This window comes from Paenibacillus sp. FSL L8-0340 (assembly GCF_038593145.1).
Lineage (GTDB): Bacteria > Bacillota > Bacilli > Paenibacillales > Paenibacillaceae > Paenibacillus_AQ.
Map to the genome: position 1 here is coordinate 1894143 of NZ_CP151967.1, position 24156 is coordinate 1918298.

20 protein-coding genes are annotated in these 24156 nt (G+C 49.6%); 16 read left to right on the forward strand and 4 right to left on the reverse strand.

The window, feature by feature from the left end; translation table 11 throughout:
- Window positions 1-429: 429 nt before the first annotated feature.
- Window positions 430-996 (forward strand): GNAT family N-acetyltransferase, encoded by a 567-nt coding sequence (locus NST07_RS08570; protein WP_342481374.1) that lies wholly within the window; start codon window positions 430-432, stop codon window positions 994-996.
- A 204-nt stretch (window positions 997-1200) separates the two neighbouring features.
- On the opposite strand, the gene NST07_RS08575 is transcribed toward NST07_RS08570, so the two are convergent.
- The gene (locus NST07_RS08575) at window positions 1201-1485 is read right to left on the reverse strand and encodes a hypothetical protein (RefSeq protein WP_341091112.1); all 285 of its coding nucleotides are present in this window, start codon (window positions 1483-1485) and stop codon (window positions 1201-1203) included.
- On the opposite strand from NST07_RS08575, the gene alaS reads away from it, so the two are divergent.
- The 13 genes from alaS (at window position 1460) to NST07_RS08640 (ending at window position 17485) form a co-directional block, all read left to right on the forward strand.
- Complete coding sequence (gene alaS, locus NST07_RS08580; RefSeq protein ID WP_342481931.1) at window positions 1460-4093, forward strand: alanine--tRNA ligase; 2634 nt, start codon at window positions 1460-1462, stop codon at window positions 4091-4093. The two genes, NST07_RS08575 and alaS, sit on opposite strands and share 26 nt — an antisense overlap.
- Before the next feature lie 394 nt (window positions 4094-4487).
- Window positions 4488-4763: an IreB family regulatory phosphoprotein gene (locus NST07_RS08585; RefSeq protein ID WP_036696603.1), complete on the forward strand. Its 276-nt coding sequence runs from the start codon at window positions 4488-4490 to the stop codon at window positions 4761-4763.
- Window positions 4760-5176 (forward strand): Holliday junction resolvase RuvX, encoded by a 417-nt coding sequence (ruvX, locus tag NST07_RS08590; RefSeq protein WP_038588101.1) that lies wholly within the window; start codon window positions 4760-4762, stop codon window positions 5174-5176. Before NST07_RS08585 ends, ruvX begins: the two co-directional genes overlap by 4 nt.
- A gap of 13 nt (window positions 5177-5189) precedes the next feature.
- Window positions 5190-5498 (forward strand): DUF1292 domain-containing protein, encoded by a 309-nt coding sequence (locus NST07_RS08595; protein WP_038588104.1) that lies wholly within the window; start codon window positions 5190-5192, stop codon window positions 5496-5498.
- Window positions 5491-5799, forward strand: coding sequence for a DUF1292 domain-containing protein (locus tag NST07_RS08600; protein ID WP_341091115.1), 309 nt, complete (start codon window positions 5491-5493; stop codon window positions 5797-5799). Before NST07_RS08595 ends, NST07_RS08600 begins: the two co-directional genes overlap by 8 nt.
- Window positions 5800-5971: 172 nt before the next feature.
- Window positions 5972-7018 (forward strand): endolytic transglycosylase MltG, encoded by a 1047-nt coding sequence (gene mltG, locus NST07_RS08605; RefSeq protein WP_342481375.1) that lies wholly within the window; start codon window positions 5972-5974, stop codon window positions 7016-7018.
- A gap of 75 nt (window positions 7019-7093) precedes the next feature.
- Entirely contained in the window at window positions 7094-8026 is a 933-nt protein-coding gene (locus NST07_RS08610) for a peptidase U32 family protein (RefSeq protein ID WP_342481376.1), read from the forward strand.
- Between the two features lie 266 nt (window positions 8027-8292).
- On the forward strand, window positions 8293-9624 hold the full coding sequence (locus NST07_RS08615) for a U32 family peptidase (protein ID WP_341091119.1): 1332 nt from the start codon (window positions 8293-8295) through the stop codon (window positions 9622-9624).
- A 257-nt stretch (window positions 9625-9881) separates the two neighbouring features.
- Complete coding sequence (locus NST07_RS08620; RefSeq protein WP_341091120.1) at window positions 9882-12101, forward strand: methyl-accepting chemotaxis protein; 2220 nt, start codon at window positions 9882-9884, stop codon at window positions 12099-12101.
- Between the two features lie 250 nt (window positions 12102-12351).
- The gene (locus NST07_RS08625; protein WP_341091121.1) at window positions 12352-14235 is read left to right on the forward strand and encodes a sensor histidine kinase; all 1884 of its coding nucleotides are present in this window, start codon (window positions 12352-12354) and stop codon (window positions 14233-14235) included.
- 16 nt (window positions 14236-14251) lie between these two features.
- On the forward strand, window positions 14252-15559 hold the full coding sequence (locus NST07_RS08630; protein WP_342481377.1) for an ABC transporter substrate-binding protein: 1308 nt from the start codon (window positions 14252-14254) through the stop codon (window positions 15557-15559).
- Window positions 15560-15605: 46 nt separating this feature from the next.
- On the forward strand, window positions 15606-16670 hold the full coding sequence (locus tag NST07_RS08635) for a LacI family DNA-binding transcriptional regulator (RefSeq protein ID WP_342481378.1): 1065 nt from the start codon (window positions 15606-15608) through the stop codon (window positions 16668-16670).
- A gap of 29 nt (window positions 16671-16699) precedes the next feature.
- A complete protein-coding gene (locus tag NST07_RS08640) occupies window positions 16700-17485 on the forward strand; it encodes a methyltransferase domain-containing protein (RefSeq protein ID WP_342481379.1) in 786 nt (261 codons plus the stop codon).
- 483 nt (window positions 17486-17968) lie between these two features.
- On the opposite strand, the gene NST07_RS08645 is transcribed toward NST07_RS08640, so the two are convergent.
- From NST07_RS08645 to NST07_RS08655, 3 genes are read right to left on the reverse strand one after another with little or no spacing between them, the layout of a single operon-like run.
- A complete protein-coding gene (locus NST07_RS08645) occupies window positions 17969-19141 on the reverse strand; it encodes a glycosidase (RefSeq protein WP_341091125.1) in 1173 nt (390 codons plus the stop codon).
- Complete coding sequence (locus NST07_RS08650; protein WP_342481380.1) at window positions 19141-20355, reverse strand: AGE family epimerase/isomerase; 1215 nt, start codon at window positions 20353-20355, stop codon at window positions 19141-19143. Before NST07_RS08650 ends, NST07_RS08645 begins: the two co-directional genes overlap by 1 nt.
- 21 nt (window positions 20356-20376) lie before the next feature.
- A complete protein-coding gene (locus NST07_RS08655) occupies window positions 20377-21327 on the reverse strand; it encodes a 1,4-beta-xylanase (RefSeq protein ID WP_342481381.1) in 951 nt (316 codons plus the stop codon).
- Window positions 21328-21602: 275 nt separating this feature from the next.
- Between NST07_RS08655 and NST07_RS08660 the strand changes: the two genes are divergently transcribed.
- Both NST07_RS08660 and NST07_RS08665 read left to right on the forward strand, forming a co-directional pair.
- Window positions 21603-22376 carry a response regulator gene (locus NST07_RS08660; protein WP_341091129.1) on the forward strand — a complete coding sequence of 258 codons (774 nt, stop codon included), beginning with the start codon at window positions 21603-21605 and terminating at the stop codon, window positions 22374-22376.
- Between the two features lie 332 nt (window positions 22377-22708).
- Window positions 22709-24079: an ABC transporter substrate-binding protein gene (locus NST07_RS08665; RefSeq protein WP_341091130.1), complete on the forward strand. Its 1371-nt coding sequence runs from the start codon at window positions 22709-22711 to the stop codon at window positions 24077-24079.
- The last annotated feature ends 77 nt before the right edge of the window (window positions 24080-24156 follow it).

Sequence of the window (24156 nt, forward strand, 5' to 3'; positions counted from 1 at the left end):
AGTCTGGACTAAAAGTGCGGCACAGAGCTTTTCCAAGATCGAAAGCATCCACTTCTCACCACAGGAAACAGCAGAGTATAAATTAAAGCTGTTCATGCGGATTGAAGAAAAGGTGATTCGGTCAGGAAAGTTGTTTCCGTCAAGAACTTATAAAGACACTTACTAGAGAGAATAGGAACCATTGACACCAACAGCAATACTTCAAGTGTAGTGCTATTTTACTATGGGCGCGAAAGGTTGCTTTCTTTGAGAATATTTTAGCGGGTACAATCAAGAAATTCTTACGACAACAGCGGCCGGAAGTCCAAATATTCACCGTAGTTACGTCCTCGACCAAATGAGTGAATCTTACATTCGATCTATATATTAGAGATGGAGTGGATTAATTTGGGCATTTGTATAACATAGAAGTGTTAAATTAATATAGAGGTGATTTTTACATTGGCTAGGACTAATCAGTTAACCATACATACGCTCACTCAAGGCGATAGACGACTTGTATCTCAGCTTTTTAAATCTACAATTTCAGATGCCTTCGAAAAGGAGGGACTGGGGCATTTGCAGGAGGACATTCAACATGAAGTTGACAATAAAAAACAAATGGTTGATGCCTTTCTGAACCCGGCGAATACGGATATATACTTCCTTGTTGCCAAAATAGACGGGAAGGTTGTCGGCACGATTTCATTTGCACCCTGCGACGAGGATATTCGCTCATGCACCGGAAATCAACTTGATGATGTGGGAGAGCTAGGAAGCTTATACGTTTTGCCAAGCTATCAGGGTCTCGGTGTAGGCTCGAGGCTGATTAAGGAATTGATGGCATATGTAGGAAAACAAGGGATTGAGCAGTTTTGCCTGGACAGTGGCTACCAACGTGCGCAGGCAAAATGGCTGCAGAAATTTGGCAAGCCATATAAGGTGGTTAAGGATTATTGGGGACCGGATTCGGTTCACATGGTTTGGTTATGCAAAGTCAGCGATTATACAACATAGAATTACCTTAAGCCGACGAGTGGGATTAATGATAATCATCGTCCAGAATCAGGACATTCATAATAGTGGCCATCAGTCGTTTGCCCTCCGAGATTGACAGATTTAGGGGCACTGGCTATACTTGAAATGTTAAAATGCAAATCGGATAAAACGTTGATGAAATGAAGTACGCCGGAGCATGGCTCCCTCAGAGAACGGATTCCGTTACGGATACAATCGTAATGGCTGCGAGAATCCGGAAGACAGACCGGCAGAAAGCTGATTTCGGAGTGCGGGGACAATCCCGCCGGGGGCGCCCGTTAACAGCCGCGACAAGGCGATCGCCAGCAGTTGTCCCATGCATATGGGCAGGGCGATAACCAGGGTGGTACCGCGATAATAATCGTCCCTGAATTCATTCAGGGGCGTTTTTGTGCATTCCGGCAGAAGTGCCGAATTAATGAGAAGACGGGAGCTGTATATGATGAAAGCAAGTGAAATCCGTTCCAAATGGCTGCAGTTTTTTGAGAGTAAAGGCCACAAAATCGAGCCCAGCGCATCGCTGGTGCCCCATAATGACCCTTCACTGTTGTGGATTAATGCCGGTATGGCGCCGCTAAAGGCTTACTTCGACGGCCGGGAGATTCCTGAGAATCCCCGCCTGGCCAACTCGCAGAAATGTATCCGCACCAATGATATCGAGAATGTGGGCAAGACACGCCGCCACCACACGTTCTTTGAAATGCTGGGGAACTTCTCCATCGGCGACTACTTTAAAGAAGAAGCGATCACCTGGGCTTGGGAGTTTCTGACCGGCAAGGAATGGATCGGCTTTGATCCGGAGCGCATTTCCGTGACGGTGTACGCCGAGGATGAAGAAGCCTTCAAGCTGTGGAATGAAAAGGTAGGACTGCCAGCAGAACGCATCATTAAGCTGGGAGATGAGAACTTCTGGGATATCGGCGAAGGTCCTTGCGGACCTTGCTCAGAAATTTTCTATGACCGCGGTGAAGCTTACGGCAACGACATGAGTGATCCGGAAATGTATCCGGGCGGGGAAAATGAGCGTTGGCTCGAAGTGTGGAACCTGGTGTTCTCACAGTTCAACCATAACAAGGACGGCAGCTATACACCGCTTCCGAATAAGAATATTGATACCGGAGCGGGTCTGGAGCGTCTGGCTTCCATCCTGCAGGATGTCGATTCCAACTTCGACACGGACCTGTTCCAACCGGTGATCCAGAAGACGGCGAAGCTGGCCAAAGTTACCTATAAAGACAACTTGGAGCAGGATATTGCGCTTAAGGTAATTGCCGACCATATCCGTACGGTTACTTTTGCAGTAGGCGACGGAGTGCTTCCTTCCAATGAAGGACGCGGCTATATTATCCGCCGTTTGCTCCGCCGTGCGGTCCGTTACGGCAAGACGCTGGGTCTGGATCGTCCGTTCCTGTATGAGCTGACGGATACCGTTGGCGAGGTTATGGGTGTGTACTATCCATCCATTGTAGACAACCGGGAGTATATTGCCAAAATCATCCGTACGGAAGAGGAGCGTTTCCACGAAACCTTGTCCGACGGTCTGGCCATTCTTGGCGAGCTTACCGCCAAAGCAAAAACGGAAGGTCTCGCTGCCATCGAAGGAGCAGATGCCTTCAAGCTTTATGATACGTATGGCTTCCCGTTTGACCTAACGGAAGATTTTGCTTCCGAGCAAGGACTTACTGTTGACCGTGAAGGCTTTGATGCAGCGATGCAGGAACAGCGTGACCGGGCTAGAGCTGCCCGCCAGGATGGGGCCAGCATGAAGATTCAGGGCGGTGCACTTGCCGATCTGACGGTTAAAAGTGAATTTGTTGGTTATAATGACTCCGTAACAGAGTCAAAAATACTCGCTATTATTGTCGGCGGTGAACTTGTCAATACAGCGGGTGAAGGTACCGACTGCCAGGTGATCTTGGAATCAACACCGTTCTACGCTGAAAGCGGCGGACAGGTCAGTGACACCGGCCTGCTTACCGGTGGCTCTGTCACTGCCAAGGTAACCGGATTGTTCAAAGCACCGCATGGCCAGCATGTCCACCTGGTTACTGTTGAAGCCGGGGAGTTGAAGGTAGGCGAGAGTATCCGCGCGGAAGTAAACCGCGAGCAGCGTGAGGATGTCGTGAAGAACCATACGGCAACCCACTTGCTGCATAAAGCGCTCAAGGAAGTATTGGGCGGTCATGTGAACCAAGCCGGGTCTTTAGTAGAAGGCGCACGTTTGCGTTTTGACTTCTCGCATTTCGGCGCAATTACGCCGGAGGAGCTGAGTGATATTGAGCATCGCGTAAATGCTCAAATCTGGCGCGGCTTGGATGTCGTGATCGAGAGCAAGCCGATTGAAGAAGCCAAAGCGATGGGGGCAATGGCCCTTTTCGGAGAGAAGTACGGCAATGTGGTACGTGTCGTTCAGGTGGGTGACTACAGTCTTGAACTGTGCGGCGGCTGCCATGTGTCCAACACCTCGCAGATTGGAATCTTCAAGCTGGTCAGCGAGAGCGGCATCGGCTCCGGCGTACGCCGGATTGAAGCTGTTACCGGCCGTTATGCTTATGAGTTCACGGAGAGCCAGCTTGATCTGCTGAAGCAGTCAGCAGGCTTGCTGAAATCCTCCCTGAATGATGTGCCGAAGCGAATTGACGCGCTGCATGCCCAGGTTCGTGAGCTTTCCCGTGAGAATGAGTCACTGCAATCCAAGCTAAGCGCTACCTTTGCGGCAGAGCTGACAAGCAGCGTGAAGACAGTGGGCGGCGGTACACAACTGCTGGCTGTTGCTGTTCAAGCCGGCAATATGGATGCCCTGCGCTCCACGGCCGATGAACTGAAATCCAAGCTGCCTGATGCTGTACTTGTGCTGGGTGCAGCGATGGACGATAAGGTCAACTTTGTAGTCGCAGTACCTCAGGAGCTGGTGAAGAAAGGTTTCCATGCCGGCAAGCTGGTCAAAGAGGTTGCTGCGGTATGCGGCGGCGGCGGCGGCGGACGGCCGGATATGGCCCAAGCCGGCGGTAAAGATGCCTCCAAGCTTGGCGAAGCGCTCGTTAAGGCTGAAGAGCTGGTAGCTGCACTGGCGTAAACATTAGGCTGCCGGGATTCCCAGGGTAGCTGTCAACTAACACTAAGGCAGATTTAACCCTAAGCTAATCTGCTGCCTGCGAACAAGGTAAAAGCATGTGAGACAGAGAAGCAGCGGTACTGAGTGCTCCATATCAGTACCGCTGCTTTATTCAAAAAAATAAAAAGTTTTGAATTTTTGCGAATATTAGCCTTTCATGGTATTCTGCAATAGCTTAAAAGCCAAAAAAATCTATATTAATGTAGATAAAATGCCAAAAAAAGCGTTATTATTGTGGCAGGATTTCCTCGTTGGGGCATGAATATGTTATGATGAAGGCAGCAAGTAAGCTGTACAGCAGCAACTTTGCGAAGCTGCCCTTTTAGGGTGATTTTGCAGAAGGAAGGTGTCACAAATGGACTCCATGGACAAAACGGTTAAATTCAATGTGAAGGGCGATGAAAAGGAAGCTTCTCCCCAGGAAATCTTGCTCGCCGTATACGACGCGCTCGTGGAGAAAGAATATCATCCGATCAATCAGATCGTTGGATATCTTCTTTCCGGAGATCCGGCTTACATTCCGCGCCATAACAATGCGAGAAGTTTGGTCCGGAGGAAAGAACGTGATGAGCTGATTGAGGAACTGGTCCGTTTCTACCTTGCCAATCATCGGGTGGATCAGCCGAAATGAAGAAGCTGGGTCTGGATTACGGCGACCGTAGAATCGGAGTCGCCACAAGCGATATTTTCGGATGGACAGCCCAGGCTCTAGAGACGATTGAGCGCCGCGGAAACGGGAATGAGTTCGAACGGATCCGCGAACTGGTGAAAGAGCACGAAATTGGAGAAATTGTGGTTGGGCTTCCGAAAAATATGAATGGCTCAGTTGGACCGCGTGGTGAAATCTGTATAGAATTCGCCGGCCAGCTGCGGGAACAACTCGAATTACCCGTACACCTTTGGGATGAGCGTCTGACGACAGTATCCGCTGAGCGGGTGCTGATTGAAGGGGACGTCAGCCGGAAGAAACGCAAAGGGATTGTGGACAAAATGGCCGCAGCCTTGATTTTGCAAAATTTTTTGGATGCTAACAGTAAAAGGTGAGGGGTGCGCGGATATGACAAACGAGCAGATCGGCCAAGAAGAAGAACCGGAAATTATCTATATTCCCGATGAGGAAGGTAATGAAGAGGAATTTGAGGTCATCATGAAGTTTGAAGTCGACGGTTCGGATGCAAAGTATATGATGGTGGTTCCACTCGATTCCGAGGATGAAGAGAGCGATGAGGTGTATGCGTTCCGTTACGAGGAAGATGGTGACGACCTGCAGCTCTTCATGATCGAGAATGACGAAGAATGGGCCATTGTTGAAGAGACTTTCAATACTTTGGTAGACGAATTGGACGGAGGAGCCGAGAATGACTGATTTTTCCGCCCAACAAGCGGTATGGACATCTAAGCTCAAAGAAGTATACGGAGAAACAGTGGAACTGGAAGACGAGCAGGGTAAATCTTCCGTTTACGATATTATTGCCGAGTTTGAAGTCGGTGACCGCGCATATGCGGTGCTGACCGGTTCCGGAAAAGACGCGGAGCAGGAGATTCTGCGGATTGTAGTTTCGCCTGACGGTCTTCCGGAGCTGGAGAGCATCGTTGACGATGAAGAGTGGGAAGATATTTCCGAGCTGTACGATGAGCTGACTTTTCCCGCAGAGGACACGGAATAAGCATCTTTATCTGTATGCAACATTATGTTGAGCATGAAGAGGGCGGAATTTTCCGCGCTCTTTTTGCTTGATATACGACCATAAAAGGTTGATGCAGCGTTCTCATGAAATTTATATTGAATTTAAAACAATACAATTTTATACTTTATAGTCGGAAAGTGAGGAGTCACATTTGAAAGCAGCAATCCGCGCTGTGCTCATTATTATCCTTTTGCTGGCATTGGCAGGAGGGGGAGGAGCATGGTATATCTGGAATGGCATGCAGCCGGTAGAGCCTGCAGGGCCAGCCGTCACGTTTACGATAGAGAAGGGCATGGGGAGTGCGGAAATCGCCAGCCTGCTCGACGAAAACGGCATTATACGTAACGGAATGTTCTTTAGGGGATATCTGAAATGGGTCAAGGAAGGGTCAAGCTTCAAGGCAGGCACCTATACGGCAAGTCCAGGGGACACCTATGATGAGCTGATTGCCCGGCTGAATGCCGGGGATGTAGTGAAGGAAGATACGGTGGTGTTCACCATTCCCGAAGGATTCACGGCAAAGCAGATAGCTGAGAAGCTTGCAGAGGCTTGGAACCAGCCGGCCGATGTGTTTCTGAAAATGATGAACTCGGGGGCGGGGCTGACTGCGGTAAATACGCTGAAGATTCCCGGGGACGCCAGTTTACGGCACCGGCTTGAGGGCTATTTGTTCCCGGAAACGTATGAGCTGGCCAAGGACAGTACACCGCAAGAGGTTGTTGAAGCCATGCTGGAGCAGTTGACGAAGAAGCTGGACAGTATTCCGGACTGGCAGGCGCAGCTTGCGGAGCGCGGATTGTCGCTGCATGAACTGCTGACCGTAGCTTCTCTCGTGGAGCGGGAGGTAGTTGTGGACGAAGAACGTCCGCTTGTAGCCGGTGTTATTTATAACAGGTTGAAGAAAGGCCAGAACCTGGAGATCGACGCAACTGTCCAGTACCTGCTGGACAAGCAGAAGGAAAGACTGCTGAATAAGGACCTGAAGGTCGAAAGCCCGTATAATACGTACCGGAATCCGGGTCTACCACCTGGACCTATCGGAAGTCCGGGCCTTGCATCGATACAGGCTGCGCTTGCGCCGAAAGCCTCAGAGTACTATTTCTATGTGACCAAAAAAGACGGTACGCAGGGGCATCTGTTCGGCAAGACCTACAAGGAACATTTAGCCAATATCAAAAAAAGTGAACAAAATCAGTAGGAAACCTGTAAAATGAGAACTGTTGCCGTTAATAAATGATGATGAGCTGGACGGATGAATTTAGGAGGAATCAACATGAATAACAAACCGGAGCTGCTGGCAACGGCGGCTTCCTTGGAAGAAGCACGTGTATTGCTGGATGCCGGGGCAGATGCGCTCCTCATCGGGGATGACCGTTTCGGCATGCGACTTGCCGGACACTTCTCGCTGGAGGACACAGCGGCTGTCGTTAGTCTGGCTCACAGCAAAGGCCGCAAGGTGTATGCCGGTCTTGGCGGGCTGATGACGAACCGTCTGCTGGATGAGCTTCCTGCTTATGTGAAGGCGATCGGTGAGCTTGGCGTTGACGGCATTGAATTCGGAGACCCTGCTGTGCTGGCGGCTGTGAAGCATGAAGCGCCGGGCATGAAGCTGCACTGGAATGCGGAAATGACCTCGACCAATTATGCCACTGCGAACTATTGGGGCCGCAAGGGAGCTTCGCGTGTCGTTCTGGCCCGTGAATTGAATATGGATGAGATGACGGATATGGTACCGCTGCTGGAGATCGAAGCCCAGGTACAGGTCCACGGCATGACGAATATATACCATTCCAAACGCAAGCTGGTAGAGAGCTATATGTCGCATCAAGGCCGTCCGAGTGAAGGCGGAAGCCTTGGCAAGGAGCGCGGCTTATTCCTGATTGAAGCAGAACGCCAGGATGAGAAGTTTCCGATTTATGAAGATGTCAACGGGACACATATTATGAGTTCCGATGATATTTGCATTCTGGAGGACCTTCATCTGCTGCTGGGTGCCGGAGTACACAGCCTGAAGATTGAAGGGCTGCTTAAGCCAGCTGCCTACAATGCTGCTGTAGTTAAGGCTTACCGCCATGCGATAGACCTCTACACCGCTGATCCGGCAGGTTATGCGTTCCAGGAGGAATGGATGGACGGAATCCGGGCGCTGCAGGACCCTGAGCGTGAACTGACATTCGGCTTTTTCTACAAGGAACAGGTGTATTAAAATATAAATAATGCAATGATTTGCTGATTTTAAAATGAACTTAATGCCTAACCTTAAAGATAGAGTAACGGAGGGAAGGTTTGGAACTGTAGGAGCGATAGCGTACGCCTTTAGGTTTGGATTTCTACCGTGGCTAACGGTTCAAATCAGGAAATCCAAACCTAACAGCGGCCGGAAGTCCAAACACTTACCGCAGTTGCGTTCATATCTAAAAGGAAGATTTTCAGGTTTATTTATACAGCAAAGATATGGAGGGGAGAACAGGAATGGGAACCATGACAAAGCCTCAGTTTAAGGGCAAACGTTACCGTCTGGACAAACCGGAGCTCCTTGCTCCGGCGGGTAATCTGGAGAAATTGAAATTCGCCGTGCATTATGGTGCGGATGCAGTATATATTGGAGGCCAGAAATACGGCCTGCGCTCCGGAGCGGATAACTTCAGCTTTGAAGAAATGCGCGAAGGCGTGGAATTCGCCAAGAAATACGGGGCCAAGGTATTTGTTGCTACCAATATCTATGCCCATAATGAAGATATCGCCGGGATTGAAGAATACCTGCGCAATCTATATGAAGCCGGGATTGCCGCCATTATTGTAGCAGATCCGGCCATCGTCGATACCGCGCGCCGCCTGGTGCCGGGCCTTGAGGTACATCTCAGTACCCAGCAGTCCACACTGAACTGGCAGGCTGTCTCTTTCTGGAAAGAGGAAGGTCTGCCGCGTGTTGTATTGGGCCGTGAGACCAGCCTTGAAGAGATTGCCGAGATCAAAGCACATGTGGATATCGAGATCGAGAGCTTTATCCACGGAGCCATGTGCTCCTCGTATTCCGGACGCTGCGTGCTGTCGAATCATTTCACGGACCGCGACTCCAACCGCGGCGGCTGCTGCCAGTCGTGCCGCTGGAAATATGACCTGTTCGAAGATGCCCGTCCGGAAGGTGCATGGGTATCTGAGGAAGAGCAGGCTGAAGTCCTTTCGTCCCCGCAGCGTCTTGAGCCCGGTGTAACCCAGCTTCCGCTGCATCAGCCGGAGGATAACCAGTTCTCGATGGGATCTAAGGATTTGTGCATGCTGGAGAGCATTCCCGAACTGATTGAGGCGGGCATTGACAGCTTCAAAATTGAAGGCCGGATGAAGTCGATTCACTATGTGGCGACTGTAGTCAACGCCTACCGCAAGGCCATTGATGCTTACATGGCTGATCCGGAAGGTTATGAGCTGAAGCCGGAGTGGCTGGAAGAGCTGCAAAAAGCGGCAAACCGTCCGCTGAACACCGGATTTTTCTACGACACCCCGGATCATGAGGATCATATCTATGAGCCGGAGGAAAAAGCGGCTCCTTATGATTTTGCCGGATTGGTGCTGGAGTATGATGCTGAAAGCGGAATGGCTCTAATTCAGCAGCGCAACAACTTCAAACCGGGGCAGGAAGTGGAGTTCTTCGGCCCGGACAACACCTTTTTCAAGCAGACCGTCGGAGAGCTGTGGGATGAAGAGGGCAACCGGCTTGACGTTGCCCGCCACCCGCTTCAGCGTGTCCGCATGAAGGTAGACCAGCCGGTAGCTTATTTCGATATGATGCGGAAGAGAAAATAATTTTATTATTTATTTACAAGGGATGCTCTTATTTTTTGAAGAGCATCTCTTTTTTTGCAATCCCGGCAAAATTCGGGATATTCTTAGGAAATATAAAAAATTCTCTGGGAATTTGTAAAGAAAACTAAGAAAAAAGACCCAATATGCCGATATATATTCCGTGAACGCTTACATACATCTTCTAATCTAATTGGTAGGTGATGGTAATGGGGGCTCCCGAGCGTGAAAAAAGAGGAGAACAGCAGAAAGGGAGAAGGATGAGAGTGGGGAAGAACAAGAAGAAACCGGTGACAGTACAAAAAGCAGAGACAAACCGCACAAGTGAAACACAGACAGCAAGCAAAAGTAAGGTCAAGAAAGTGCGCGACAAGGTAACCCTTAAGGGGGTACTACATACTTCGGTGCGTCAGGTGAAAAGGGTCAACCCGCTGAAATCAGTTGGTGTCAAGCTGTTTTTGATTTTCTTGTCTTCAATTGTTATTGTGGTACTGCTCTTGGGACTGTTGTCCTATAACAAGGCCAAGAATACGATTAAAGATAATGTATCAGAAGCTAACCGGCAGACCATTATCCAGACCTCTGATAAGCTTGATATTCTTATCAAACAGTATGAGAATCTGGCACTGCAACTGTATTTTGATACGAAAATGCAAAGTGATTTGACAGATTTGGCTTCCGCGAGTTCCAATTATGATAAATTTGTAGCTACCGATTCAATAAGCAAAAAGCTATCCAGCCAGACGACAACAGATTCGAACATTGTGGCTATTTCACTGATTCCGCAGTCAGCGGACTATAGTGTAATTACAAGCGGCAACTCCGGACTAAAGATGGATGGAATAAGAGATCAGGATTGGTATAACACGGTTGTAGGCCGTACTCAGGAATATGAATATTATTACTCCAAGGAAACCAAAGCATCCCAGAACTACTGGTTCTCGACGGCCATTGAAGGTGATAAAGGGAAAAATATCGCGATGGTAAGATCCCTCAAAAACATGGGTTCCAATTCAGGATATGTAATCATGCTTGAACTGAAAAATACACTGCTGGAGGAAGCCTTCAAAACTGTTTCCCTCGGAGACGGCTCACGGATTCAGCTTGTGGACCCGGATGGTATAGTAGTCGCTTCTAATGTACCTGCTGATGACGGGGTGGCTTCCGAGCTAGCCTTCATCAAGGAGAGCAAGAGCAACAACGCAAGTCAGGAAGCCAGCGATGCCGACGGCAAGGATGTGCTGGCAGTGTATAATCCCTTGACCAAGGCTGACTGGAAGCTGACCGGAGTGGTGCCAACCGGCGAGCTGGTGAAGGCAGCACGTCCGATTCTGTTCACGACTTATCTGGCGGCGCTTGCTGCAGCCGCGCTTGCGGTAGTGCTAGGGTTCTGGATGGTCCAGATGATCGCCAAACCGCTGGCACGCCTGAAGGATCTTATGGTTGAAGGTTCAAAGGGTGACCTGAGCGTGCGTACCGAATACGTATCTAAGGATGAGATCGGCGAGCTGTCGGCCTCCTTCAATACGATGATGGAACGGATTACAGAGCTGGTTGCACAGACAACGGACACAGCCCGCGAAGTGCTGGATACTGCTGGCGAGCTTGGTGAAGCTTCCCGCAAGACTGCCATTTCTGCGAAGGAAATTGCCGCTGCTACGGAAGAGATCGCCGGTGGTGCAGGAAGTTTGGCTTTGGAAGCTGAACGCGGCAATGAGCTGACGGATCTGATCGCTACACAAATGCAGAGCGTTATCGCTGCCAATGCCGAGATGGATGAGGCGGCCCGTGGTGTCGGTGAAGCCAGCGGACACGGAGCGAAGCAACTCGAAGAGCTGCTGAAGCAGACAGGCCGTACCGGAGAGATGACAACCGCGCTGGTGGATCGTGTCAACGATTTGAAAGAAACGGTATTCTCTGTAATCAAAGTGCTTGATGTTATGAAGAACATTACACAGCAGACAAACATTCTCTCATTGAATGCAACCATTGAAGCAGCAAGAGCGGGCGAAGCAGGCCGCGGATTTATGGTCGTGGCTGGGGAAGTCCGGCAGCTGGCGGATCAATCCAAGCAGTCCATTGCCCTTGTAGCCGGGATTACCGATAAAATCATGGCTGAAATGAACGAGACAGTAACTGTGCTGTCCGAAGTTGCACCGCTCTTCAAGCAGCAGATGAGTTCGGTGAAGAGCACAAGCGATATCTTCGTATCGGTTAAGGGACAGATGGAGGATTTCATTACAAGCCTCGAATCAGTGACCGGCGCCATTGGAAGCCTCAATCATTCCCAAGGTGTCCTGTCGGATGCCATGGGCAATGTAAGTGCGGTAGCGCAGCAATCCTCGGCCACTTCGGAAGAGGTAGCCTCACTCAGCAGCGAGCAGCAGAACGTGAGCGATCACCTCGTTTCGCTGTCAGGCAAGCTGGAGAGCGTTTCAACTCAGCTGAAGGATAAGCTGGCGCTGTTTACCATCAAATAAATCATTAGAGTTACGCAGGTTTTTGAGCCAATAAGGCCGTTTCTTCCACAGGAAGAAGCGGCCTTATTCCGCTTTTAACAGGTTTCAATACTTCGGCAAAGGGTTATGGAAACAATCTTCGAAGTTACCTTGGAACTTTGCGTGCTATCTTCTTGTACAACCACACACTAACACGTATAATGATTTTGTTAGGGAAATTGTTATGAATATAAGAAAAGTTAGGTAAACGTCATTGAAGGAGAAGGGCCGTATGAAGGGTAAACGCAAATACAACTGGTGGTCCTTTATCGGGGATATGAGCATGGAACGCAAGCTGCTCCTCGTCTTTCTGATTATCATTACACTCCCGCTTTCTTTTATCAGTGTAATCAGCTTCAAGAGCTACTCCAAGTCCATCGAGTATAATACCATCGCTTATTCAGAAAAGCTGATCGATCAAATGATGGACGGGATTGATGACTACATAGAGGATATGAAACGAATCTCATCCATGCCCGCTTATGTAAACGATATCAAGCAGAACCTGCTGCGCTCGAACCGGTATTATGAGCAGAAGCAGGGCATGGCGGGCGAAATGGACAGTTCGTCGATTGCACCCGGTGATTTTGATCTTTTGCTGTCTATACAGCGGGGGATCGAAGGAAACATTTCCTTCATCAACAATATCAAACGGGGCACGAATTCCGTGTATATTTTTGACGGCTATGGCAACGGTTATTATTCGGCCAAAGACGGAGGCGTCCGGTTGGATCTGAAGCAAAGCTACAAGTTCTGGAGCGAGCAGGCCAAGTATTCCAGCGGGGAAGCACTGCTTTTCGGCACTCAGGCATACACAAGCAATCTGCAAAGCACCCGGTATGCGTTCACGGTTGTCCGTAAAATTGTCGACGGCCTGTGGAATCCAATCGGACTGATTGCGGTGGATGCCAATATCAGCAACATGGAAAATCAAGTCGCCGAACTGGATAAGGTTACGCACGGCAAGTCATTAATTGTGGATGAGAACGGAAAAGTTGTGTATGACAGCGATCAGAAGCTGCTGACGACGGATATTTCACACACATTGCTGTACCGCAAGGCGCAGGGCAGCGCCGGGAGCTTCTACGACACGGTGTCCGGCCGGGATAGGCTGAATATATATTCAAGCTCCTCCAAGACCAATTGGAAGGTGATTATCTCCATTCCGGTCGATGAGTTGACCCGCGATGTGAAGCTGACCCGCAATGTGACCTTTGCCGCAACGCTGATTATCATTGTGCTGGCGCTGATTATTTCGATTATTTTATCCTTTGCGTTGACCAAACCGTTGACTCAATTAATTCAGCTAATGAAAAAGGTGCAGAACGGCGATCTTGATGTCACCTTCCGAGTCAAACGCCGGGATGAAATTGGCCTGCTGGGTCACCAGTTCAACCGGATGCTTGCCCGGATCAGGCAGCTGATCGAGGATATCTACCGGATTGAAGAGCAGAAGAAGGAGGCGGAGCTGCAGGCGCTGCAGAGCCAGATCAATCCTCACTTCATCTATAATACACTGGAGTCTATCCGCATGACTGCAGAGCTTAATGACGATGTCGAAGCCGCCGACATGATCTCCATACTGGGTAAGCTGCTGCGTTACAGTACGAGTGAATTAACCGGCAAAACGACGATGAAGCAGGAACTGCTGTATGTGCGCAACTACGTAGAGCTGCTGGGCAGCCGTTATCCCGGACGTTTCCTGCTGGAGATCGATGTCCCGGAGGAGCTTAACGAATACTCCATCATTAAGCTGGTCTTCCAGCCGATCATAGAGAACGCTGCTTATCACGGATTGGATGACAGCAAGCCCCAGATGCATCTCAGCATTAAATGTGAGATTACAGAGCATAAGCTGCTGTTTCATATCAGCGATGACGGCTGCGGTATGGATCAGGACACGCTGGACAAGCTCAATGACAGTCTGAAACGTGAGACACCCCGCAAGAAAAGCATCAATGGAGGAATCGGTATGAAAAATGTGCACCAGCGTGTACAGCTGCATTATGGTGCGGGTTACGGCATTGAAGTGTTCAGTGAGGCAGGGAAAGGGACGGATGTAATCTTATCCCTGCCACTGCTGGAGCCAAACGAACGAACGGATAGCGAGAGCTAGAGAGAGGGGGAACACCTTGAAGAGGACTAAAATACATTGGCCTGTGCGGACCGTGCTGCTGGTTCTGCTGCTGCTGTCAGCGGGTTGCGAGAATCGCGGCAACAGCCAGGAGCCTGCTGCATCAGCTGCCGTAGACGGGGGTTCGTCCAGTCTGTCAGGCACGATTGTCATGCTGACGAATCGAATTGATCTGATTGAGAATGGAACCTTCAAAGGGTATGCCGACCAGTTTAAAAAGAAGTATCCGGAAGCTAGTGTGGAATTCGAAGGTTTGCCCAATTATGCGAGCGACATTCTCGTCCGATTGTCGACCAAGGACGCCGGGGATGTTCTGCTGCTGCCCGTCAATTTGCCGGCAAAAGAGCTCGGGCTTTTTTTTGAGCCGCTGGATAATGAAATGTCCGCTCAGGAAAGATTCACCACATTCGCTACTTACGGTGGTAAGAGGTACGGATTATCTACAGGTACGACAACCAGCGGAATCGTCTATAACAAGCGGGCTTTCGAGCAGGCGGGCATTACGCAAATTCCGCAGACCCTTGAACAATTCTACGCTGCCTGCGCCAAGCTGAAGGCGGCGGGAATTACGCCCGTTTATTTAAATTACGGAGCCGTCTGGCCGCTGCGGGAATGGGGAAATAATATGGTCAATTTTATGACCGGTGATCCCGAATACTTGAACAACATGGTTCATGAGGACAGCCCGTGGCAGATTGATAATGCATGGGGGCAATCTCTGTCCATCGCCAAAACGATAATTGACAAGGGTTATGTGGAAGATGAGCTGTTCTCGAACAATTGGGAGATTTCCAAAACCAAGCTGGCGAAGGGGGAGGTCGGCATGTATTTGCTCGGAAACTGGACGATCCGCCAGGTGCTGGATGCCGGTGCCTCCGAGGAGGATATCGGATTCTTCCCGTTTCCATATGACAATGGCAGTGAACATTATGCTCCGCTCAATCCGGACTGGTTCATTGGTGTCAGCAAATTCAGCAAGCATAAGGAGCTTTCCATGGCCTGGGTGGAGTATTTCGTAAAAGAGACCTCCTATACAGCTGACTGGGGCTTCCTGCCTCCTGAGGGAGCAGCAGAGCCTTCTATGGAGCAGTTCCGCGAGTTTCTCTCCTACAATCCCCGGTTGGTTGAGGCAACAGTGCAAAGTGACGCCTTCATTGAAATGGCTAACAGGGCGAAGATGTCGTTCTGGTCAGGAGATTATATTCAGGAGTTGCTTGCCACGCCGGATTTACAGCAGTCTTTTGACATATTGAATGAGAAATGGAAGGAAGCGCGTCAGGGGCAGCAGGCTTCTCCGCAGCCATAAACGGGGAATTGTTTTTTAAATCAAGATTATTCTGGAGGGCTTTCATATGGCTAAAAAGGTTACCATGCAGAAAATTGCCGATCATCTCGGCGTATCCAAGTTTGTCGTCTCCAAATCGCTTTCAGGCAAGGGCGGCGTCAACGAAACAACCAGAGAGCGGGTAATCCAGGCTGCTTCACAGCTTGGCTATTTCACACAGAAGAATGCATACGTGCAAAATATAAAACGTTCCTCCCAGGGCTCAGGGAGCGACCGGAATAAGCAGTCGGTGTTGGTGCTGATGCCCAATATCCGTTCACAGACACAAGATTCCCTCTATTGGGGCAAAATTGTTGACGGCATTGCACTTGCGCTGGATCAGGAAGGCCTCGGGATGGTGATTGTTTCAGAGCACCGTGCAGATAATTTCGTCAACATTCTGAACCCGAACGGTATTCTCGGCCTGGTTGGAGTAGGACAGATTTCTACCTCGCTGCTGCTGGAGGTGCACCGCATCGGACTGCCGATGGTGCTGATTGATCATGAAGATCCGCTAATTCCGAGCGATACAGTATTCGCTAACAATACTGATTCCATGAACCGGCTGAGCAACCACCTGATGGCAACTGGCCATAAGCTGCTGCATTTTATCGGCAATATTCGCTACTCGCGCAGCTTCCGCGACCGCTGGATCGGCTTCCGCAGCGCGTTGGAAGAGAGTGAATTGAAGCCCCCTGCCGGTGATGACGAGATGCTTCAGCTGGAAGGCATGGATGACGCAATCATTCAAGAGCAGTTTAACCAATGGATGGCGAAGCGGAAAAAAGCCAAAACCATGCCGACAGCGCTAGTCTGCGCCAATGATTTCATCGCGCTCACAGTCAGCGAGGCGCTGAAGGAAGACGGCTTCTCCATACCGGGCGACATCTCAGTAACGGGATTTGACAACATCGAGGATGCAACAAGAGGTGTTCCGCCGCTTACAACCGTGCATGTACCCAAAGAGGCAATGGGCCGGGCGGCAGTGGAGAAGCTGCTGAACCGGATTCATAATCCGTCAGCACCGCTGGAGAAGATTCTGATCGCTGCCGATATCGTCCACCGGGATTCAGCGTCCGGACCGCAGAGCTAGGGAATGTGATGAAGACAGGAGGAGATGGAATGAACCAGACGTTAGCAGATCCGACAGAACACCCGGATTGGAGACTGCCGCATTCATTTGAATGGTATGCCGGACTGGGAGGGGAGACGGGGAAATATACGTACCCCTGGAATTCCACGATCACGGGGCCCGATGCGGAGGCGATGTTCGCCGAGGAGGTTGCAGGACTGGTGCCAGGGAAAAGAGTACTCGATATCGGCTGCGGTCATGGGGATTTTACGATTCGCTGGAGTCCTGTGGTGAAGCAAATTGTCGGGCTGGACGTCACTGCTGATTTTATCGAAACGGCCAGCAGCACAGCCCTTTCCAATGTTTCTTTTGTTACAGCCAATACCAAGCACAAGCTTCCCTTCGAAGACGGACAATTTGATTGTGCTTACAACCGTAAAGGCCCGACCTCCGCATACTCTGATCTTACGAGAATCCTCAATAAAGGCGGGAGGCTGCTTGCTCTCCATCCCGGCGACCGTTTGTCGCCAGAGCTGTCCCGGCTCTTTCCCGGGCTGTTTGCACCTCAGCCGGAAGGAACTCCGGTACTGGACAAGATCAATCAACGGCTCGAGGCAAGCGGATTTACAAGCGCTGAAATCGAGATTGTTACGAGTGTGCAGTATTTTCATGAGCCGCTGGATATTGTGCGGTTGCGCTGTTTTGGCCAGACACCTGCGGTTCACGAAATGGTGTTGCAATGTATGCCTGAGATCAGCCGGATTTTCACTCAGCACCAGTCATCCCAAGGGTTGCAGGCAACCTTGGATAATTACATCGTTCGCGCAGCGGTGTAAGTTGACGTTAAGTCCGCTCAATCCGTAATAATAGGAAAAAGTGCAAGGGTAGTTTCTCTTTTTGCGCTGTTCCCCCGCCTGTATAATTTGGCCTGAGACCAAGAGAGGGTATTGGGGCAATTTAGAAGGCATCATCAGCACCTGTAGCTTTAATTGCATTACCTGCAATTATTCAAGGTATAAGCAGACTTTTTCTAGAAATAACTGCATTTTATGCAGTTAAAAATAATAAATTCGCCCATTTGAGCTGAAATCCTCTAATATAAATGTACAGAATGCAACTATACACACGGTGGCAGTGGAAATTGCGTTTTTAAGTGTGCGAAGTACAATTAAGTCGCATTGGGAGTGGAGATCCGGCCAAAAAGCCATACGGTCAATCAGTTATTCGGCTGCTGGTCCTTACTTCAGCCCATGTAAATAAAAAAGAGTCTGCCAGGAACTCAACCCGGCTGACTCTTTTTACGTATGAAGTGTAGGCAATTATAGCTGTAAGTTACGGTCGATCAGTGCGATGCGCTGTTGTACGCAGGCATAGGAACGGAGCGGATCTTCCGGTGTATTCAGCACATAGTCGAGCATTTGGTCAACTGAAGTGGTAGCTACATGAATGCGGGTGTCGGAGGATGCGTAGTAAATATAGATTTCTCCGTTATCGCGGGCAATTACACCGTTGCAGAACACTACGTTGGATACGTCGCCGACACGTTCTTCACCGTCTGGAGCGATGAAATGGCCGCCTGGAGCATGGGTAACTTTGTTCGGCTCATTCAGGTCCGACAGGAAAGCATAAAGCACATACCGCAGTCCTGCTGCTGTATTGCGCACGCCATGGGCGATGTGCAGCCAGCCGCGCCGAGTTTTGATTGGAGCCGGGCCTTGGCCGTTCTTCACTTCTTTGATGGTGTGATAATAGCGCTGATCCATAATGGACTCGCTGGTAATTACGGCATTTTCGATTGTATCGGACAATCCCCAGCCGATGCCGCCGCCGGAACCGGCGTCGATGAAGCCATCCTGCGGACGGGTGTAGAAGGCATATTTGCCATCCACAAATTCAGGATGCAGCACGACATTGCGCTGCTGGGCGGAACCGGTCTTCAGGTCAGCCAGACGTTCCCAGGTCTTCAGATCCTTGGTGCGGGTGATGCCGCACTGGGCTACAGCACTGGAGAGGTCGCCGTGCGGAGCATCCGGATCTTTACGCTCGGTGCAGAACAAGCCATAGATCCAGCCATCGGCATGTTTAACCAGACGCATGTCGTAGACATTGATATCCGGGTCTTCTGTTTCAGGTAACACTACCGGATGGTCCCAGAAGCGGAAGCCGTCTACACCGCTGTCGCTTTCGGCTACAGCGAAGAAGGATTTGCGGTCATTGCCCTCAACACGGGCTACGATATAGAACTTGCCATCCAACTCAATGGCGCCCGGGTTGAAGATGCCGTTAACGCCGATTCTTTCAGCAAAATATGGATTGGTTGCCGGATTATAATCATAACGCCAGATCAGCGGGGCATGCTCTGCGGTGAGCAGCGGATACTGATAACGGTCATAAGTCCCGTTGCCGTAAGCCACCTTCTTATTTTTACGTCCGATCAGGGCCTCATAACGTGCTGTCAATTGTTCCTTGCGTTCTTCGAATAAAGTGGTCATTAGACATTCTCCTTTAAAGTTGTTTTAAGACGTTCGATCATCTCGAAGCAGGCTCTGCTGTTATGATAAGGGCATTTCCAGGCGCTGACCTTCGGCTCATGCGCGAGCGGCTGCAGCTTCTCGTCAACACCCCAGTACCATTCGCCATACTTGCGGTCCACTAAATAGCTGTCAATAAAGTTCCAGGCGCCTTCAGCGGCATTCAGGAACCGCTGATTCCCCGTCAGCTGATAGGCATTGTAAAAGCCGACAACTGCTTCAGCCTGCGGCCACCAGTCCTTATCCTTACTCAGCAGCCCGCTGCCGTCGGCCTCATTCCAGATGCCCCCGTCGCTGGCGATGCCTTCTTCAAGCGCAGCTTCTGCCATGCTCAGGGCAACTGTGCGCACGCGCTGGAGCAGCTTCTCATCGCCAAGCACCTCAGCGGCTTCTACCAGCAGCCAGCTGCCTTCGATATCATGGCCGTAGGAGACGAGCTCAGATTTCACATGCCACTCTTCATCCAGGAACAGGTGGAAATGCTTGCCTTCCGCGTCAATGATATGATCAAGCATCGTTTCGATCAGCCCGGCCAGCTTAAGCTTCAGCTCTTCGGATTTCCATACACGGTACAGGCCAGTATAACCCTCCAGCACATGCAGATGCGTATTCATCGACTTCTTCTCATTCATATCCTTGGCGCTTAGCGACAGATCATCCGTTACATGCCATTCACGCGACAGTGCTTCGATATATCCTTTATAAAGCGGATCGTAGCCGTGCTTTTCCAGGAGACGGAACAGCTCAACCGCTTGTTCCAAGGCTTGTGAATTTTCAGTAGCATGATGGAATTCGGCTAACGCGTAGATGGCAAAAGCCTGGCCGTATACTTGCTTTTTCGGCTGGGAAGGTGCACCTAAAGCATCTACCATCCAGTAAAATCCACCGTATTCCTTATCTGTGAAATGCTCCAGCAGGTAGCTGTAGGCACGTTCAGCCATGGACAGGTATTCAGCTTTGCGGTACATGCGGTAAGCACTCGCAAAGGTCCAGAGAATCCGAGCATTAAGCACAAGGCTTTTCTCTGCGCCTTCGACAACATTCAACTGGTTATCAATTTCGCCAACAAAGCCGCCGTATTGCTCATCCAGCGTGTGTTCCATCCAGAAGCCGAGAATATTGTCCTGCAATTCAGCCTCCAGCTTCTTCAGCCAATCTTCGGGTGAGTTCTTCATTTTTCCGGTCCACTCCCATCGTTAGTTATTGATTTTGGAGCCATAATACGCTTTGATGACACCTGCTGCCGACTTCCCGTACATGCAGTAATCATCATTGTCTGCCGCCTCTTCAAGCGGATAGAGCTGTGCAGGCCAATCCCATAACATGAAGCCCCGTACCCATTCACGGCTTTCGCAGCTGCCGAACATCGCCTGGTAGAACCGGTGTTGCTCTTCTTCGCTGGGTTCACCCTGTAACGTCCAGTCATTGGGGATAGCAGCGCTTCCGGTACGGCTGGGACAACCGGCTTCCATAAAGAAGAACGGTTTGTTGTGTAACTTCACCACGGCTTCAATCCGGTCAAGCTGGGCTTCCCAGTCCTGTTCCGGGTAATATCCGCTGGAAGAGATCACATCGAGGTCATCCCACCAGGTCACATTATCCTCCTGGTATTTGTCGCAATTGTAAGTAATGATCCCGTGGTAGACCTTGCGTACCTCAGCGATCAGGGCCCGCCATTCCGCTTCGCGCCGTTCGGTCTGGACCAGCTCACAGCCGATGCAGAACATTTCGCAACCGCTTTCTTCAGCGATCGCAGCATAATGCAGGATAAAGTCAGTATAAGAGCGGAACCACTCCGACCATTTGGGCTCGCAGGGAACATCCTTGTCGAAAAAGTTAATATGTGCGCGCCAAGTGCCGTCTGCACAATTGACAATCGGCTTCAGGCAGACCTTTAAAGTGAGCTCTTTGGCCTTGCGGATCGCCCAGACTACTTCTTCGTCGGTGACTGTCGGCTTCTCCCAGTACGGAATTTCCGTGGATTGCGGAGTGGCCTGAATGGCGCTGAAGGCAATTGCGGTCCAGTTCGCACCCGTAACCGATTTCATAAGCCCCATCGAAGCTTCGGCTGCTTCAGTAGTCCAGGTTCCGCGTCTGCCCATAAAGCCCCAGGTGACACCTCCGACATATTCATTAAGCAGTGACATTTGGAAACCTCGCTTTACTAGGAAGAATAGATAAAATAATGCTAACAAATAATAACTTTTCGTTGTTATGTTATTATAATATTGTTATTTATTGATAACAACAATACAATTTAGTTATATACCTTTTTGTGTTTGATTTCAAGGGGGAATTAATTAAAGTAAATTGAAGACTATAAAAGAGCAATACAACACATTTTCTAACCGGCTAATCAGGCATATAATTAGAATGGTAGCGCAATCATTCGCAGCGGATTACAATTGGAGGCGGTTTCGAATTGATCAAGGTCATGATTGCGGACGATGAGGAAGTAATACGACGCGGGCTGGAGAAGATTACTTCCCGCATGGACTTGGAAGTAGAAGTTATCGGTTCATACGGCAATGGACAGGAGGCTTGGGGGCATCTTTCCACGCTGGCTCCTGAGGATATTGATCTCCTGATTACGGACATCAAGATGCCGAGGATGGACGGCTTCAAGCTGATAGAAGAGGCCAGGGGCCATATGAAAAATTTATCGATTGCTGTGCTGAGCGGATTTAGCGAGTTTGATTATGCCCGGAGGGCTATGCGTCACGGCGTACTGGATTATCTGCTTAAGCCGATAGAGAAGGCTCAATTGTACGAGCTGCTGAAGCGGGTGGAGGAGAACAAGGAACTGAAGATTGCCGTACCTGAACAGGAGAATCCTCCAGCTCAGGCTGCCGAGGGTGGAGAGCATTATGTGGTTGAACAGACCAAAAGCATTCTGGAGAAGGAATATGGCCAAAACTTTGAGCTGGAGCGTCTGGCAGAGACCGTTGGTATGAACGCAAGTTACATCAGCCGCCTGTTTAAGTTCAAGACCGGCCAGACGATAACGGATTATCTTATCGGTATTCGTATCGCGAAAGCCAAGGAGCTGCTGATTGGACAGCCTGATCTCAAAAACTATGAGATTGCCGAAAGGGTCGGTTACAGCGATCCTGTATATTTTAACAAGCTGTTCAAGAAAATGTGCGGAATGACACCAAAGGATTACAAAAGCGGATGCAGGACTCCGAAAAGCTAGCATCCGGCACAAAGTAATCTGCTCTTTAATAGGAAATGATTCGTGAAAAGGGGGGCGAAAGCCCTCCTTTTCAGGTTGTTTAATATATGGTAGATAACAAATTTAAATTTAGAAAAACAAAAATAACAAATTGAAGACCAGAAAAAACAATTGAAACCATCGTTTTGGCTCTGGAAACGATTTATAATATATTTGTAAGCGATACCATCATTCTTTTCATAATGATTGTAGACAAAACACGAATTAACGGTGATTTATCTCAATCGAGACTGATATAGAGTGTTAGTATTTTGTTATTTAGAAACGTGAATAAAAGAGAGGGGTCAAAAGCAATGAAGAAAAGCAAAGTAATGGCTGGATTAATGGGACTTACGCTAATGGCTGGCTTGTTCACAGGCTGTTCATCGAACAACAACGCGGAGAATGAAACAGCGAACAATAAAGGGAATGCCGGAACCAGCACGGAGGCTACTGCTGCTCCTGAAGGTGATGCCGCTAAGGATATCAAAGGCGAAATCACCGTGATTACACAAAGAACGGATATTGTTGATACCGTATTCAAAGATTACGCAGCAAAATTCAATGAGAAATATCCGGACGTAAAAGTGAACTTTGAGGCACTTTCCAGCTATGAGGATCAAATCAAAATCCGCATGAGCACCGACGATTACGGCGACGTGCTGCTGCTGCCTACAAGTGTAGCGATTAAGGATCTGCCGGACTTTTTCGAGCCGCTGGGCCAAATGTCCGACCTTGAACAGAAATATACAGGGCTTGAGGAACGTTCGGTCGACGGAGTTTCCTATGGTGTTCCAATCACCGTTAACTTCTCCGGCGTGATTTACAACAAACAAGTATTTAAAGATGCGGGCATTACGGAAACACCGAGAACGATGGACCAGTTCATGACGGCTCTGCAGAGCATCAAAGATAAAACCGAAGCTGTTCCGCTGTACACGAACTATGCAGCCGGTTGGACATTGACTCAATGGGAATCGGATTTGGCTACCGTTGCCGGCAACCGCGACTATGTCAATATCGCTCAAGTGGCTTCCGATGACAACTTTGTTAAAGGACAACCTCACTATGACCTGTACAAAGTACTGTACGATGCAGCTAAGAACGGCTTGATTGAAGAAGATCCTACAACAACAGACTGGGAATCTTCTAAAGCTGATCTGGCTAACGGGAAAATCGGTACCATGATGCTCGGATCCTGGGCGATCGGCCAAATTAAAGGAGTGGCTACAAATCCTGACGATGTAGGCTTCATGCCATTCCCTACCAATGCTGAGAAGGTTCTGGTTCCGCTGTCCGATGACTACAACCTGGGTGTCAGCGTTCACAGTAAAAATAAAGAAGCAGCAAGAGCATGGTTGGACTGGTTCATTAATGAATCCGGCTATCCGACTACTGAAGGCGGCGGTATGAGCCCGGTTAAGGGTGCTGAGCTTCCTGAAATCCTCAAACAATTTGAAGGCACCGAAGTAACCTTTGATACACTGGCTCCTGCAAAAGCTGGAGAAGAAGGCTGGGTTGATGCCATCGACAAGGAAGCTCAAATCGGTCTCTGGCAGCCTGACTTCAAGAAAGTGATCATTGAAGCGGCTATCGGCAACCGCAAAGATTCCTATGACGATATCATGAAAGATCTGAACGATAAATGGAAAGAAGCAAGAGCAAAAGTTACCGCTGCAAAGTAATGCCGGTAATTGCCATATCATTTTAACTAGATAAAACGCAGAGTGAAGAAAGAATCAAGAGAACGGGAAGATGCTCA

Bases quoted from the DNA above. Each gene is read 5' to 3' on its own strand.
- alaS (WP_342481931.1), top strand. From the start codon at position 1,460: ATGAAAGCAAGTGAAATCCGTTCCAAATGGCTGCAGTTTTTTGAGAGT.
- NST07_RS08585 (WP_036696603.1), top strand. From the start codon at position 4,488: ATGGACTCCATGGACAAAACGGTTAAATTCAATGTGAAGGGCGATGAA.
- ruvX (WP_038588101.1), top strand. From the start codon at position 4,760: ATGAAGAAGCTGGGTCTGGATTACGGCGACCGTAGAATCGGAGTCGCC.
- NST07_RS08595 (WP_038588104.1), top strand. From the start codon at position 5,190: ATGACAAACGAGCAGATCGGCCAAGAAGAAGAACCGGAAATTATCTAT.
- NST07_RS08600 (WP_341091115.1), top strand. From the start codon at position 5,491: ATGACTGATTTTTCCGCCCAACAAGCGGTATGGACATCTAAGCTCAAA.
- NST07_RS08610 (WP_342481376.1), top strand. From the start codon at position 7,094: ATGAATAACAAACCGGAGCTGCTGGCAACGGCGGCTTCCTTGGAAGAA.
- NST07_RS08615 (WP_341091119.1), top strand. From the start codon at position 8,293: ATGGGAACCATGACAAAGCCTCAGTTTAAGGGCAAACGTTACCGTCTG.
- NST07_RS08620 (WP_341091120.1), top strand. From the start codon at position 9,882: ATGAGAGTGGGGAAGAACAAGAAGAAACCGGTGACAGTACAAAAAGCA.
- NST07_RS08625 (WP_341091121.1), top strand. From the start codon at position 12,352: ATGAAGGGTAAACGCAAATACAACTGGTGGTCCTTTATCGGGGATATG.
- NST07_RS08635 (WP_342481378.1), top strand. From the start codon at position 15,606: ATGGCTAAAAAGGTTACCATGCAGAAAATTGCCGATCATCTCGGCGTA.
- NST07_RS08640 (WP_342481379.1), top strand. From the start codon at position 16,700: ATGAACCAGACGTTAGCAGATCCGACAGAACACCCGGATTGGAGACTG.
- NST07_RS08645 (WP_341091125.1), bottom strand. From the start codon at position 19,141: ATGACCACTTTATTCGAAGAACGCAAGGAACAATTGACAGCACGTTAT.
- NST07_RS08650 (WP_342481380.1), bottom strand. From the start codon at position 20,355: ATGAAGAACTCACCCGAAGATTGGCTGAAGAAGCTGGAGGCTGAATTG.
- NST07_RS08655 (WP_342481381.1), bottom strand. From the start codon at position 21,327: ATGTCACTGCTTAATGAATATGTCGGAGGTGTCACCTGGGGCTTTATG.
- NST07_RS08665 (WP_341091130.1), top strand. From the start codon at position 22,709: ATGAAGAAAAGCAAAGTAATGGCTGGATTAATGGGACTTACGCTAATG.